Raw genomic sequence first — 14,016 nt, forward strand, 5'->3', positions numbered from 1 at the left:
AGAAACAATGGCACGATCGTTAAAAAAAGGACCTTACGTTCACTATAGCTTGGAGAAAAAAATCCAGCAAAGCGCTTCTTCTGGAAAGAAGAGCGTTATAAAAACGTGGTCAAGAGCATCGATGATAACACCTGATTTTGTAGGTCAGACTATAGCTGTTCATAACGGAAGACAGTTTGTTCCTGTATTCGTTACGGAGAATATGGTAGGTCACAAATTAGGCGAATTTTCTCCAACAAGATCTTTTAGAGGTCATGCAGGAGCCAAGAACAAAGGTAAAAAGTAAGCTATGGGAGTTCGAAAAAAACAGATGGCCGAAAGAATCAAGGCTGAGAAAAAACAGATAGCGTTCGCTAAGTTGAACAACTGCCCTACATCGCCTAGAAAAATGCGTTTAGTAGCAGACCTTGTTAGAGGAGTTAAAGTAGAGAAAGCATTAGCTATTCTACGTTTCAACCCTAAAGAGGCTTCTCGTAAATTGGAGAAATTGTTGCTTTCTGCTTTGGCAAATTGGCAGGCAAAAAATGAGGATGCTAGCGTTGAAGATGCGGATCTTTTTGTAAAGGAAATTCGTGTTGACGGTGGTAGTATGTTGAAAAGATTGCGTCCAGCCCCACAGGGTAGAGCGCATAGAATTAGAAAACGTTCCAACCATGTTACATTGGTTTTGGGGTCTAATAATAATATAGAAAGCTAGAATGGGACAGAAAACAAATCCGATAGGAAATCGTCTAGGAATTATCAGAGGATGGGAATCTAACTGGTATGGTGGTAACGATTATGGAGATAAACTAGCTGAGGACAATAAGATACGTAAGTATATTCATGCTCGTTTGGCGAAAGCTAGCGTGTCTAGAGTAATTATAGAGCGTACCTTAAAGTTGATTACAATTACTGTGACTACTGCAAGACCTGGTATTATTATTGGTAAAGGTGGTCAAGAGGTGGATAAGCTTAAAGAAGAGCTTAAGAAAATCACCAATAAAGAGGTTCAGATCAATATTTATGAGATCAAAAGACCGGAACTTGATGCAAATTTGGTAGCAGCTAGCGTTGCTCGTCAAATAGAAAGCAGAATTTCTTTTAGAAGAGCTATTAAGATGGCTATTGCTGCGGCAATGAGAATGAATGCTGAAGGAATCAAGATTCAGATTTCAGGTCGTTTGAATGGTGCAGAAATGGCGCGTTCAGAATCTTATAAGGATGGTCGTATTCCATTGTCTACTTTTCGTGCAGATATCGATTATGCTTTACATGAAGCTCAAACGACATACGGTAAGTTGGGTATTAAGGTTTGGATCATGAAAGGTGAAGTGTACGGCAAGCGTGAATTGTCTCCGTTGGTGGGTATGACTAAAGGTCAGTCTTCAAAAGGTGGTGATAAACGTGATGGCGGAAGAAAGCAACGTCGTAGAAAGTAATTTTTTAAAGAAGTAAACAATGTTACAACCTAAAAGAACCAAGTTTCGTAAGATGCAAAAAGGCCGCATGAAAGGCAATGCGGGTAGAGGGTTCCAGTTATCAAATGGAATGTTCGGCATCAAAACTTTGGATACAAAATTTATTACGTCGCGCCAAATCGAGGCAGCTCGTATCGCGGCTACTAGATATATGAAAAGGCAAGGCCAGTTATGGATTAAGATATTTCCGGACAAGCCTATTACCAAAAAACCTCTTGAGGTTCGTATGGGTAAAGGTAAGGGTGCTCCAGAATATTTTGTAGCGGTCGTTAAGCCCAAGAGTTTTATTTGAAGTTGCTGGTGTACCTATGGATGTTGCTAAGGAAGCATTAAGGTTGGCAGCCCAAAAGTTACCTGTAAAGACAAAATTTGTTGTTGCTCGTGACTACGTTGATCAAGATTTAATCTAAGTTGTACCATGAAAAACAAAGAAATTAAAGAATTGTCTGTAGAAGAGCTTAAGCAGAAGCTAGCTGAATTTAAAACACAGCAAGCTAACCTCAAAATAGCGCATTTTGTAACGCCACTTGAGAATCCGCTTCAGATTAGAAAGGCAAGAAGAACGGTAGCTAGATTAGCAACGGAATTAACTAATAGGGAAAACCAATAACTGGTTCTGCTTTATGGAAGAAAAAAGAAACTTAAGAAAAGAGAGAATAGGGGTTGTAACCAGTAACAAAATGGAGAAATCTATTGTTGTAGCAGAGGTTAGAAAAGTAAAGCACCCTATGTACGGTAAGTTCGTTTTGAAAACGAAAAAGTACGTTGCACACGACGAGAAAAACGATTGCAAGGAAGGTGATACCGTTAAGATAATGGAGACACGCCCGTTAAGCAAGACTAAAACTTGGCGTTTAGTAGAAATCTTAGAAAGAGCTAAATAATATGTTACAGCAAGAATCAAGATTAAAGGTAGCGGACAACACAGGGGCAAAAGAAGTTTTGACCATTCGTGTACTTGGAGGAACCAAGAGAAGATACGCATCTATTGGAGATAAGATAGTTGTTACTGTAAAAGAGGCTACACCTAACGGAGGTATCAAAAAAGGTGCTGTATCTACGGCTGTAGTTGTAAGAACTAAGAAAGAAGTCAGGAGACCTGATGGTTCATATATTCGTTTCGATGACAATGCTTGTGTATTGTTGAATCCAACAGGAGAAATGAGAGGAACCCGTGTTTTCGGTCCGGTTGCCCGCGAATTACGCGATAAGCAATTCATGAAAATTGTTTCATTGGCCCCTGAGGTACTTTAATATAGAACAAGCATGAAAAAGTTGAAAATTAAAACGGGAGATACAGTACGTATCATTGCAGGAGACCATAAGGGTACTGAAGGCAAGGTTATGACTGTTAACCGTGAGAAGAACAAAGCGATCGTAGAAGGTGCTAACATGGTTTCCAAACATCAGAAACCAAGTGCGCAGAATCCTCAAGGCGGAATCGTTAAAAAAGAATCTCCTATCAATATCTCTAATTTGTCATTAATAGATGCAAAATCTGGCAAGACAACAAGAGTAGGGTATGAGGTAAGAGACGGAAAGAAAGTCCGGTTTTCTAAGAAATCCAATGAAGTAATATAAGTTATGGCTTACGTTTCAAGGTTAAAGAAAGAATATGGTGAGCGTATAGTAGGTGCGCTTAAAGAAGAGTTTGGTTACAAGAATGTAATGCAAGTACCCAAGCTTCAAAAGATTGTTGTTAGTAGAGGTGTTGGTGCCGCTGTTGCAGATAAAAAACTTATCGATCATGCGGTAGATGAGTTGACTAATATTACTGGTCAAAGAGCTGTTGCAACACTATCTAAGAAGGATGTTGCCGCGTTTAAGTTGCGAAAAGGTATGCCAATTGGCGCTAAAGTGACTTTGCGAGGTGAACGTATGTACGAATTTTTAGACCGTTTGGTTACAAGTGCGTTGCCACGAGTTCGTGATTTTCAAGGGATTAAGGCTACTGGCTTTGATGGTCGTGGAAATTATAGCCTTGGTGTAACAGAGCAAATAATTTTTCCTGAAATCAATATTGATAAAATCAATAGAATTGACGGAATGGATATTACCTTTGTAACTTCTGCTGAAACGGATAAAGAAGCAAAATCATTATTAACAGAATTAGGTTTACCTTTTAAAAAGAACTAGTATGGCTAAAGAATCAATGAAAGCCCGTGAGCGCAAAAGGGAAAGAACTGTTGCTAAATATGCTGAGAAAAGAAAAGCTTTAAAAGAAGCTGGAGATTACGAAGCATTACAGAAATTGCCAAGAAATGCGTCTCCTGTACGTATGCACAATCGTTGCAAGTTAACAGGAAGACCAAAGGGTTATATGAGAACTTTTGGTATCTCTAGGGTTATGTTCAGAGAGATGGCTAATCAAGGTCTTATACCATAGGTGTTAAGAAGGCAAGCTGGTAAAAATTAGTGAATAACTGGTTTCAGGTTCGTCAATAAAGGCGAAAACCGTTACCTAATTATATATATATGGTTACAGATACTATAGCAGATTATCTAACGAGAGTTAGAAATGCCAGCAGCGCTGGTCACAGAGTGGTAGAGATACCTTCTTCTAAAGTGAAGAAAGAAATGACTAAAATATTGTTCGATCAAGGATATATTTTAAGTTATAAATTCGAAGAAGATAAAGTTCAAGGTTCTATTAAGATTGCCTTGAAATACGACAAGGCAACAAAAGAGCCTGTTATCAAAAAAATTCAGAGAATCAGTAAGTAAGGTTTACGTAAGTATACAGGTGCTGAGAATCTACCTAGAGTCTTAAATGGCTTAGGGATAGCGATAGTATCTACCTCTCACGGGGTAATGACGAGCAAGCAGGCAAAAAATGAGAATGTAGGTGGCGAAGTGCTTTGCTACGTATATTAATAGGATAAAAAGGAAGAAATGTCAAGAATTGGTAATAATCCGGTAGCTATTCCTGAAGGGGTTACTGTTGAGGTAAAAGGTAACGAGGTTGTCGTTAAAGGCAAGTTGGGTGAACTTACTCAAGAGTTTTCTGCCGTCGAAATAAAAATTGAAGATAGTCAAGTTTGGGTAACCAGACCGTCAGATTCAAAAGATCACAAAGCTAAGCATGGTTTATATCGTGCTTTAGTAAAGAACATGATTGAAGGTGTTTCTAAAGGTTGGACAAAAGAATTAGAACTTGTAGGTGTTGGTTATCGTGCTAGCAACCAAGGTCAGAAATTAGATGTTGCTTTAGGATTTTCACACAATATAGTTTTAGATTTAGCTCCAGAGTGTAAAGTAGAGACTATATCTGAAAAAGGGAAAAACCCAATCATTAAATTGACATCGTTCGACAAACAATTAGTAGGTCAGATTGCCGCCAAAATACGAGGATGGCGTAAGCCTGAGCCTTACAAAGGTAAAGGTGTTAAGTTTGTTGGCGAGCAGTTAAGAAGAAAAGCAGGTAAATCAGCTTAATAGTATATTATGGGATTATCAACAAGCGAAAGAAAACAGAGAATACGGAGAAGAATCAGAAAGGTTTCCACTGGAACAGCGGAAAGACCTAGATTGTCCGTTTTTAGAAGTAATAAAGAAATTTATGCTCAAGTTATAGATGATAAACAAGGGGCTACATTGGCTTCTGTATCTTCTAAAGATAAAGACTTGGCAAAGGAAAAGGGTACTAAGATAGAGATTGCAAACCTTGTAGGTAAAGCTATCGCTGCTAAGTGCAAAGAAGCAGGTATTGAAAAAGTTGCTTTTGATAGAGGTGGTAACCTTTACCACGGAAGAGTGAAATCTTTGGCTGATGGCGCAAGGGAAGCAGGACTTAATTTTTAAATAAGAGTATGTACCAGAAATATAAAAACGCAGAGACCGTAAAACCCGGTGGATTGGATCTTAAAGATAGATTGGTAGGCATACAACGTGTTACCAAAGTAACTAAAGGTGGTAGAGCATTCGGTTTTTCAGCTATAGTTGTTGTAGGTGATGAAAGTGGAGTTGTTGGTCACGGTTTAGGAAAATCTAAAGAGGTGGCAACTGCTATCGCTAAGTCTATTGAAGACGCTAAAAAGAACTTAATTCGTATTCCTTTAAATAAAGGAACATTACCTCACGAACAAAAGGGTAAATACGGTGGAGCTAGAGTATATATCCAGCCTGCATCGCATGGTACCGGAGTTATCGCTGGTGGTGCTGTAAGAGCAGTATTGGAGGCGGTAGGAGTACAAGATGTACTTTCTAAGTCTCAAGGTTCTTCTAACCCTCACAATGTTGTAAAGGCTACTTTTGATGCGCTTTTGCAATTGAGAGATGCTAGAACGGTTGCAGGTCAAAGAGGAGTTTCTCTTGAAAAAGTTTTTAAAGGATAAGTAGAAATATTATGGCAAAGAAAATTCTGGTAAAACAGTTGAAGAGCGGCATTAAAAGACCACAGAACCAAAAGCGTACGTTAGTTGCTTTGGGTCTTAAGAAAATTGGTCAAGTAGTAGAGCACGATGCCACGCCGAATATACTCGGTATGATAGCTAAAGTTGAACATTTGGTTTCCACTGAGGAAGCTTAAATAGCATATTATAATGAATTTAAGTAATCTAAAGCCTGCTGATGGTTCTACCAATAGAGCTGGCAAAAGAATAGGTAGAGGTCAAGGGTCTGGAAAAGGCGGTACTGCTGCAAGAGGTCACAATGGTGCTAAATCAAGATCTGGTTACTCCAAGAAGCTTGGTTTCGAAGGTGGTCAGATGCCATTACAGAGACGTGTACCTAAATTTGGTTTTACAAACATAAACCGAGTTGAATATCAAGGTATCAATGTTGAAAGGTTACAAGAGTTAGTCGATAGCAAAAAAGTTAAAGACACTATTACTTTTGAAACTTTAGTTGAAAATGGTTTAGCCAAAAGTAAAGACCTTGTGAAAATATTAGGAGGTGGTGAATTAAAAGCCTCACTAAAAATTTCAGCGCATAAATTTACGGCAAGTGCCAAAGCGGCCATAGAAGCTGCTGGTGGAGAAGCAATAAATTTATAAGCAAAAACTGACCATGAAGAAATTTTTCGAGACCATATCCAATATTTGGAAGATTGACGAACTAAGGAATAGAATTTTACTAACCCTTGGTTTGTTGTTGGTATACCGTTTTGGTTGTCAAATAGTTCTTCCGGGAATTGATTCTACACAATTATCACAACTAGCATCAAGTACTGATTCTGGTATTTTTGGATTATTGAACGCTTTTACCGGTGGTGCTTTTGCTAATGCATCAATTTTTGCCTTGGGTATTATGCCCTATATATCGGCATCTATTGTTGTTCAGCTTATGAGTATTGCCATTCCTTATTTACAGAAGTTAGATAAAGAAGGTGAGAGTGGTAGAAAAACGAAGAATCAGATTACACGTTGGTTAACTATAGGTATCTGTGTGGTTCAGGCCCCAGCGTACTTATATGGTTTGGAGGCTTTTGGAGTTCAAGATAGTGCCTTTGTTTTAGGTAAAGGATTGGATTTTATGGTTCCTGCAGTTATCATTCTGGTAACAGGTTGTGTATTTGCCATGTGGTTAGGTGAGAAAATTACCGATAAAGGAATTGGTAATGGTATTTCATTATTAATCATGATTGGTATTATTGCTACGTTGCCTCAATCATTTGTTCAAGAATTTATTTCTAGAACGGTAGATAACAATGGAGGTTTGATGTTTATTCTAGTTGAAATTATACTTTGGTTCTTGGTAATCTTGGCCAGTATACTTTTAGTTATGGCAACACGTCAAATCCCGGTACAATATGCAAGAAGAACAGCATCTGGCGGGTATGAAAAGAACATAATGGGTTCTAGACAATATATTCCTTTAAAGCTTAATGCTTCCGGAGTTATGCCTATTATCTTTGCACAGGCAATTATGTTTGCTCCTAGTTTAATAGGAAAAACATTCAATAATAGCGCTGCTGGTCAGTGGATGGAAGTTCAGTTTCAGGATATATTTGGTCTGGCTTACAATGTATTGTTTGGTTTATTGATAATTATTTTCACATATTTCTATACGGCTATTACTGTTCCTACGAACAAAATGGCAGATGATTTGAAGAGAAGTGGAGGTTTTATACCGGGTATTAGACCATAAAAGAGACTGGAGATTTCTTAGATAAAATTATGTCTTTGATTACATTGCCAGGATCCGTATTTTTGGCGCTTTTAGCAGTACTTCCTGCAATAGTTGTGAAGTTAATGGATATTCAAGCAGGTTGGGCAATGTTCTACGGTGGTACATCACTACTTATTATGGTTGGTGTGGCAATAGATACTGTGCAACAGGTAAATGCATATTTATTAAATAGACATTACGACGGGTTGATGAAATCTGGTAAAAATAGAAAAGTCGCATAATTATGGCTAAACAGGCAGCAATAGAACAAGACGGGTCTATAATAGAAGCATTGTCAAATGCAATGTTCAGGGTGGAGTTAGAAAATGGTCATGTAGTTACGGCTCACATTTCAGGAAAGATGCGTATGCATTATATTAAGTTACTTATGGGGATAAAGTGAAATTGGAAATGAGTCCTTATGACTTATCCAAAGCTAGAATTACATATAGATATTAGTAATACGATAGAAGAATAAGAACGATGAAAGTTAGAGCATCAGTTAAAAAGAGAAGTGCCGACTGCAAGATAGTACGCAGAAAAGGCCGGTTGTACGTAATCAACAAAAAGAATCCTAGATTTAAACAAAGACAAGGATAGTTATGGCAAGAATTGCAGGTATAGACATACCAAAACAGAAAAGGGGCATAATTGCATTGACCTATATTTTCGGTGTCGGTAGAAGTAGGGCTAAAGAGATTTTAGAGAAAGCCCAAGTGAGTGAAGATACTAAAGTATCTGATTGGAACGATGATGAAATAGGTCGTATCAGGGATGCTGTTTCTTCCTTTACTATAGAAGGTGAGTTACGTTCGGAAACACAACTTAACATCAAACGTTTGATGGATATTGGTTGTTACCGTGGTATTCGTCACAGATCAGGTCTTCCCCTTCGAGGACAACGTACCAAGAATAACTCTAGGACGAGAAAAGGAAAAAGAAAAACGGTCGCCAACAAGAAGAAGGCAACTAAATAATAAGTAGGTTATTATGGCAAAGGCAACTACCAAAACAGGTGCAAAAGCGGCAAAGAAGCGTAAAGTAATCGTTGATTCGGTTGGAGAAGCGCACGTAACTGCATCTTTTAATAATATTATAATTTCCCTTACCAATAAAAAAGGAGATGTCATTTCTTGGTCATCTGCTGGAAAAATGGGTTTTAGGGGTTCTAAGAAAAATACTCCATATGCTGCACAAGTTGCTGCTGAAGAGTGTTCTAAAACTGCGCATGAAGCTGGTTTGAGAAAAGTAAAGGTTTACGTAAAGGGACCTGGTAACGGAAGAGAATCTGCTATTCGTGCCGTACATAATTCTGGTATAGAAGTTACCGAAATTATTGATGTTACGCCGATGCCGCACAACGGTTGTCGTCCACCGAAAAGAAGAAGAGTTTAATTAATTAGTATTATTTCACAGGAGTGTTGTTAACGATTATCGAAGGATAAGCCTTAATTCATAATCACACTTCTAAACTTAAGAAAATGGCAAGATATACAGGACCAAAGAGTAAAATCGCCCGTAAGTTCGGCGAAGCAATTTTCGGAGATGACAAATCGTTCGAAAAAAGAATTATCCTCCAGGACAACATGGTAACGCTAGACGTAGAGGTAAAAAGTCTGAATACGCGGTACAGTTGATGGAGAAACAAAAAGCTAAATATACTTACGGTATTTTAGAAAAGCAATTTAGAAACACTTTTGCAACTGCTAAGAAAAAACAAGGTGTTACTGGTGAAGTGTTACTTCAATTATGTGAATCACGTTTAGATAACGTAGTGTTCCGTATGGGTATTTCCCCTACAAGAAGAGGTGCAAGACAATTGGTATCTCACAGACACATTACAGTTAACGGAGAGTTGGTTAACATACCATCTTATTCTTTAAAAGCTGGTGATGTTGTTGGTGTACGTGAAAAATCTAAATCTTTACAGTCTATCCAAGATTCACTTGCTAGTAATAGCAAAGTGTACGAATGGATAACTTGGAATACAGCTAAGAGTGAAGGTGCTTTTGTTACCGTTCCTGAAAGACTTCAAATTCCAGAGAATATCAAAGAACAATTAATAGTTGAGCTTTACTCTAAATAATAAAGAACACTAAGTCATATGGCATTATTTAATTTTCAGAAACCCGATAAAGTAATAATGATCGATTCTTCGGATTTCGAAGGGAAGTTCGAGTTTCGTCCTTTAGAGCCCGGTTATGGATTGACTGTAGGGAACGCACTAAGAAGAGTGTTGCTTGCGTCTTTGGAAGGCCATGCGATTACATCTTTGAGAATGGATGGTGTAGAACATGAGTTTTCTGTTGTATCTGGCATCGTAGAAGACGTTACAGAAATTATATTGAATCTTAAGCAAGTACGTTTTAAGAAGCAAATAGAAGATTCTGAAGCAGAAGTAGTTTCGATTTCGGTAAGCGGAAAAGAACAATTGACTGCTGGTGATTTTCAGAAATTTATTTCTGGTTACCAAGTGTTGAATCCAGAGTTAGTAATCTGTAATATGGATTCTAAAGTTAGCATCAACATGGAGATAGTAATCGACAAAGGTCGTGGCTATGTTCCTGCAGATGAAAACAAAAAATCTAATGCGGCTTTAGGTACTATAGCTATCGATTCTATTTTTACACCTATTAAGAATGTAAAATATAGTATTGAAAACTTTCGTGTAGAGCAAAAGACGGATTATGAAAAATTGGTTTTTGAAATAGTTACTGATGGTTCAATTCATCCAAAAGATGCTTTGACTGAAGGAGCAAAAGTTTTGATACACCACTTTATGTTGTTCTCTGATGAGCGTATTACTTTGGAAGCTGATGAAATAGCTCAGACTGAAACTTACGATGAAGAGTCACTACACATGCGTCAGTTGTTAAAAACTAAATTGGTAGATATGGATCTTTCCGTACGAGCCTTGAATTGTTTGAAAGCTGCAGAAGTAGATACTTTGGGAGATTTAGTTTCTTTCAATAAGAATGACTTAATGAAATTTAGAAATTTCGGTAAGAAGTCATTAACAGAATTAGAAGAATTGGTTATCAATAAGGGGCTTAGCTTCGGAATGGACCTTTCGAAATATAAATTAGATAAAGATTAATCGATATTTCTTACACGAAGGGAAATTCCTGGGATTGGAGAAATACATTAGAACAAAAGAATGAGACACGGTAAAAAAGTCAATCATTTAGGACGTAAGACAGCGCACAGAAAAGCGATGTTGGCCAACATGGCATGTTCCTTGATCGAGCACAAAAGAATTAACACGACTGTAGCTAAAGCTAAAGCGTTAAAACAATTTGTTGAGCCTTTGATTACAAAATCAAAAGCGGAAAACAATGTTAGTGCTGAAAAAGGGACGCACAACAGACGTATCGTTTTCAAAAACCTTAGAGACAAGTATGCAGTTACTGAATTGTTCAGTACTGTAGCTGAAAAGGTTGCTGATAGACCATAGGTGGTTATACAAGAATTATTAAGCTTGGTAATCGTTTGGGTGATAACGCTGATATGGCAATGATAGAGTTGGTTGATTTTAACGAACTATACAACGCTGGTAAAGCCAAAACCAAAACTACTAGAAGAAGTAGAAGAGGTGGTAAAAGCGGTGAAGAAGCTGCTAAGGTAGAAGGTAAGGAAACTAAAACTCCACCAGTAGCTGAAGATTCTGCAAAAGAGTCTAAAAAAGATGTTGAAACGAAAGCGGACGATTCAGAAGAATAAGATGTTGAGATTTAATAATATTTGGGAAAGGATAAACTTAATAGTTTATCCTTTTTTTTATGTTTATTTGTGAAATTAAAAAAAGAACAAACGTATAGAAGTATCAATCCCGAAAAAAAGCATTGTTATTGTTAGCCGATGGCACCATATTTTATGGTAAGTCCGTTGGTGATAAAGATGGAACTGCATTTGGAGAGGTTTGTTTTAATACCGGAATGACTGGATATCAGGAAATCTTTACTGATCCATCTTATTTTGGTCAAATTATGGTTACTACAAATGCGCATATCGGTAATTACGGTACTGTGGATGAAGAAGTAGAATCAGATTCAGTTAAGATATCTGGCTTGGTTTGTAGAAATTTTAGCTACAATTATTCAAGATCAAGAGCAGATAAGAGTCTTGAGACGTTTCTGAACGAGAACGAACTTTTTGCTATATCTGATGTAGATACTCGCGCATTGGTTGGTTATATTCGTGATAACGGAGCCATGAATGCGGTTATAACTACAGATGTAGATAATATAGAGGAATTGAAAGCCAAGTTGGCTGAAGTGCCTAGTATGGAGGGACTTGAGCTTGCGTCTAGTGTTTCAACTTCTGAGCCTTATTTTTATGGTGATGAAAATGCTCCATTTAAAATTGCAGCCTTAGATATAGGAATCAAAAAGAATATTTTAAGAAACCTTGCAAAACGAGGTGGATACATAAAAGTATTTCCATATAACGCTTCATTTGAAGAAATGGAAGCATGGGGTGCAGATGGATATTTCATATCTAACGGACCTGGAGATCCAGAACCCTTATCGGATGCTATAAGAACGGCAAAAGGGATGATCGCAAGTGGAAAACCAGTGTTTGGTATTTGTTTGGGACATCAGGTTATTGCTTTGGCCAATGGTGTATCTACTTATAAGATGCATAATGGACATAGAGGTCTAAACCACCCTATTTTAAACTTGCTTACAGGTAAGGGAGAAATTACATCTCAAAACCATGGTTTTGCTGTAAATAGAGAAGAGACTGAGGCAAATGAGAATTTAGAGATTACGCATGTGCATCTAAATGATCAAACTGTAGCCGGTATTCGCATGAAAGGCAAAGATGTTTTTTCAGTACAGTACCATCCAGAAGCAAGTGCAGGACCACACGATGCAGAATATTTGTTTGATCAATTTTATGAATTGATCGAGAAAAATTCAGTAGCTACGGCCTAACGTTAAGTAATTGTTATAAAAACAGTAATATAGTTACGCTGTGCAATGCATAACTTACACGGTTTTGTATATTTGCAGCTGGTAAAATTTAAGAGAATTCCAAACTTAAAATAATATTTATGAGTATCATACTAAGTGTACACGCACGTCAGATTTTAGATTCAAGAGGAAACCCAACAGTAGAGGTAGACGTAATTACTGAGAACGGAGTTTTAGGCCGCGCAGCAGTTCCGTCTGGAGCATCAACAGGTGAGCATGAAGCAGTAGAACTTCGTGATGGAGGTAAAGCCTTTATGGGTAAAGGAGTTCTTAAAGCAGTAGAAAACGTAAATACGATAATTGCCGAAGAGGTTTTGGGAATGTCCGTTTTTGAGCAAAATCTTCTTGATCAAGTAATGATCGACTTAGATGGTACGCCAAATAAATCAAAATTAGGAGCTAACGCTATTTTGGGTGTGTCTTTAGCAGCAGCTAAAGCAGCAGCCAATGAATTAGGTTTGTCTTTGTTCCGTTATGTAGGTGGTGTTAGTGCAAATACTTTGCCTGTACCTATGATGAATATCATTAACGGTGGTTCGCATTCAGATGCTCCTATCGCTTTTCAAGAATTTATGATAATGCCGGTTAAGGCAAAAACTTTTTCTCATGCCATGCAAATGGGAACTGAAATCTTTCATCACTTGAAAAAGGTTTTACATGATAGAGGTTTAAGTACAGCAGTAGGTGACGAAGGTGGATTTGCTCCAAACTTGGCTGGTGGTACTGAAGACGCTCTTGAGACTATAGCAAAAGCTGTAGAGAATGCAGGTTATAAATTAGGTGATGAGATAATGATTGCCTTAGATTGTGCTGCAGCTGAATTTTTCGTAGATGGAAAATATGACTACACTAAATTTGAAGGTGATAAAGGAGTGATAAGAACTTCTGAAGAGCAAGCTCAATACCTAGCAGATCTAAGTGCTAAATACCCTATCATCTCTATTGAAGATGGTATGGATGAGAATGACTGGGACGGTTGGAAATCTTTGACCGAAAAAGTTGGTGATAAAATACAATTAGTTGGTGATGATCTTTTTGTTACTAATGTAGAGCGTTTATCAAAAGGTATAGAGAATGGTATTGCAAACTCTATTTTGATTAAGGTAAACCAGATTGGAACACTTACAGAAACTATAGCAGCTGTTAATATGGCTAAAAATGCAGGATACACTTCTGTAATGAGTCATAGATCAGGTGAAACAGAAGATAATACTATTGCAGATTTAGCGGTAGCGTTAAATACTGGGCAAATTAAAACAGGTTCTGCTTCAAGGTCGGACCGTATGGCTAAGTACAATCAATTACTTCGTATAGAAGAAGAATTGGGCGAAATGGCGTATTATCCTCAGAATAAAGCCTTTAACATTAAATAATCATTTATAGCTTAAATGAGCAATTTAAAAAGAAGCCTTTCTTTCGATATTTTTCGAATCAGAAGGGCTTTTTTTTTGCACTAATGACAAAGTTTGCCT

Annotated in this window: 19 protein-coding genes and 7 pseudogenes; all 26 read left to right on the forward strand. The window is 37.5% G+C overall.

The annotated features are described in order from the left end of the window. Positions 1-7: 7 nt before the first annotated feature. On the forward strand, positions 8-286 hold the full coding sequence (gene rpsS, locus Q5W13_RS12440) for a 30S ribosomal protein S19 (RefSeq protein ID WP_013993861.1): 279 nt from the start codon (positions 8-10) through the stop codon (positions 284-286). 3 nt (positions 287-289) lie between these two features. Then, positions 290-697, forward strand: a complete 408-nt coding sequence (gene rplV / locus Q5W13_RS12445) for a 50S ribosomal protein L22 (RefSeq protein WP_155594689.1) — start codon at positions 290-292, stop codon at positions 695-697. A 1-nt stretch (position 698) separates the two neighbouring features. Next, entirely contained in the window at positions 699-1,421 is a 723-nt protein-coding gene (gene rpsC / locus Q5W13_RS12450) for a 30S ribosomal protein S3 (protein WP_155594688.1), read from the forward strand. A gap of 19 nt (positions 1,422-1,440) precedes the next feature. Next, a pseudogene (gene rplP, locus Q5W13_RS12455) lies at positions 1,441-1,870 on the forward strand (50S ribosomal protein L16). Between the two features lie 8 nt (positions 1,871-1,878). Further along, positions 1,879-2,070 (forward strand): 50S ribosomal protein L29, encoded by a 192-nt coding sequence (gene rpmC, locus Q5W13_RS12460; protein ID WP_155594686.1) that lies wholly within the window; start codon positions 1,879-1,881, stop codon positions 2,068-2,070. A gap of 13 nt (positions 2,071-2,083) precedes the next feature. Continuing rightward, positions 2,084-2,344, forward strand: coding sequence for a 30S ribosomal protein S17 (rpsQ, locus tag Q5W13_RS12465; protein ID WP_155594685.1), 261 nt, complete (start codon positions 2,084-2,086; stop codon positions 2,342-2,344). 1 nt (position 2,345) lies between these two features. Then, on the forward strand, positions 2,346-2,714 hold the full coding sequence (gene rplN, locus Q5W13_RS12470; protein ID WP_013993867.1) for a 50S ribosomal protein L14: 369 nt from the start codon (positions 2,346-2,348) through the stop codon (positions 2,712-2,714). A 12-nt stretch (positions 2,715-2,726) separates the two neighbouring features. After that, positions 2,727-3,041 carry a 50S ribosomal protein L24 gene (gene rplX, locus Q5W13_RS12475; protein ID WP_155594684.1) on the forward strand — a complete coding sequence of 105 codons (315 nt, stop codon included), beginning with the start codon at positions 2,727-2,729 and terminating at the stop codon, positions 3,039-3,041. A 3-nt stretch (positions 3,042-3,044) separates the two neighbouring features. Further along, positions 3,045-3,596 carry a 50S ribosomal protein L5 gene (rplE, locus tag Q5W13_RS12480; protein ID WP_155594683.1) on the forward strand — a complete coding sequence of 184 codons (552 nt, stop codon included), beginning with the start codon at positions 3,045-3,047 and terminating at the stop codon, positions 3,594-3,596. 1 nt (position 3,597) lies between these two features. Beyond that, positions 3,598-3,869: pseudogene (gene rpsN / locus Q5W13_RS12485) on the forward strand (30S ribosomal protein S14). A 66-nt stretch (positions 3,870-3,935) separates the two neighbouring features. After that, positions 3,936-4,334, forward strand: a pseudogene (gene rpsH, locus Q5W13_RS12490) (30S ribosomal protein S8). Positions 4,335-4,352: 18 nt separating this feature from the next. Then, entirely contained in the window at positions 4,353-4,895 is a 543-nt protein-coding gene (gene rplF / locus Q5W13_RS12495) for a 50S ribosomal protein L6 (protein WP_155594680.1), read from the forward strand. Positions 4,896-4,904: 9 nt separating this feature from the next. Beyond that, positions 4,905-5,261 carry a 50S ribosomal protein L18 gene (gene rplR / locus Q5W13_RS12500; protein WP_194532496.1) on the forward strand — a complete coding sequence of 119 codons (357 nt, stop codon included), beginning with the start codon at positions 4,905-4,907 and terminating at the stop codon, positions 5,259-5,261. Positions 5,262-5,269: 8 nt separating this feature from the next. After that, entirely contained in the window at positions 5,270-5,794 is a 525-nt protein-coding gene (rpsE, locus tag Q5W13_RS12505; protein ID WP_155594678.1) for a 30S ribosomal protein S5, read from the forward strand. Between the two features lie 11 nt (positions 5,795-5,805). Beyond that, positions 5,806-5,988, forward strand: coding sequence for a 50S ribosomal protein L30 (gene rpmD / locus Q5W13_RS12510; protein ID WP_155594677.1), 183 nt, complete (start codon positions 5,806-5,808; stop codon positions 5,986-5,988). 13 nt (positions 5,989-6,001) lie between these two features. Continuing rightward, entirely contained in the window at positions 6,002-6,454 is a 453-nt protein-coding gene (gene rplO, locus Q5W13_RS12515) for a 50S ribosomal protein L15 (RefSeq protein WP_155594676.1), read from the forward strand. Positions 6,455-6,467: 13 nt separating this feature from the next. Then, positions 6,468-7,810, forward strand: a pseudogene (gene secY / locus Q5W13_RS12520) (preprotein translocase subunit SecY). A 2-nt stretch (positions 7,811-7,812) separates the two neighbouring features. Then, a pseudogene (gene infA, locus Q5W13_RS12525) lies at positions 7,813-8,027 on the forward strand (translation initiation factor IF-1). Between the two features lie 24 nt (positions 8,028-8,051). Beyond that, positions 8,052-8,168, forward strand: a complete 117-nt coding sequence (gene ykgO / locus Q5W13_RS12530; RefSeq protein ID WP_013305171.1) for a type B 50S ribosomal protein L36 — start codon at positions 8,052-8,054, stop codon at positions 8,166-8,168. Positions 8,169-8,170: 2 nt separating this feature from the next. Next, the gene (gene rpsM / locus Q5W13_RS12535) at positions 8,171-8,545 is read left to right on the forward strand and encodes a 30S ribosomal protein S13 (protein ID WP_155594674.1); all 375 of its coding nucleotides are present in this window, start codon (positions 8,171-8,173) and stop codon (positions 8,543-8,545) included. 13 nt (positions 8,546-8,558) lie between these two features. After that, the gene (gene rpsK / locus Q5W13_RS12540) at positions 8,559-8,963 is read left to right on the forward strand and encodes a 30S ribosomal protein S11 (protein WP_155594673.1); all 405 of its coding nucleotides are present in this window, start codon (positions 8,559-8,561) and stop codon (positions 8,961-8,963) included. An 86-nt stretch (positions 8,964-9,049) separates the two neighbouring features. Then, a pseudogene (gene rpsD / locus Q5W13_RS12545) lies at positions 9,050-9,654 on the forward strand (30S ribosomal protein S4). Positions 9,655-9,672: 18 nt separating this feature from the next. Next, the gene (locus Q5W13_RS12550; RefSeq protein ID WP_155594671.1) at positions 9,673-10,665 is read left to right on the forward strand and encodes a DNA-directed RNA polymerase subunit alpha; all 993 of its coding nucleotides are present in this window, start codon (positions 9,673-9,675) and stop codon (positions 10,663-10,665) included. A 60-nt stretch (positions 10,666-10,725) separates the two neighbouring features. After that, positions 10,726-11,288, forward strand: a pseudogene (gene rplQ / locus Q5W13_RS12555) (50S ribosomal protein L17). A 128-nt stretch (positions 11,289-11,416) separates the two neighbouring features. Next, the gene (gene carA / locus Q5W13_RS12560; protein WP_304443203.1) at positions 11,417-12,505 is read left to right on the forward strand and encodes a glutamine-hydrolyzing carbamoyl-phosphate synthase small subunit; all 1,089 of its coding nucleotides are present in this window, start codon (positions 11,417-11,419) and stop codon (positions 12,503-12,505) included. 119 nt (positions 12,506-12,624) lie between these two features. Next, positions 12,625-13,917: a phosphopyruvate hydratase gene (gene eno / locus Q5W13_RS12565; protein WP_304443204.1), complete on the forward strand. Its 1,293-nt coding sequence runs from the start codon at positions 12,625-12,627 to the stop codon at positions 13,915-13,917. Positions 13,918-14,016 lie beyond the last annotated feature (99 nt).

This window comes from Zobellia laminariae (genome assembly GCF_030553095.1).
Classification (GTDB): Bacteria; Bacteroidota; Bacteroidia; order Flavobacteriales; family Flavobacteriaceae; genus Zobellia; species Zobellia laminariae.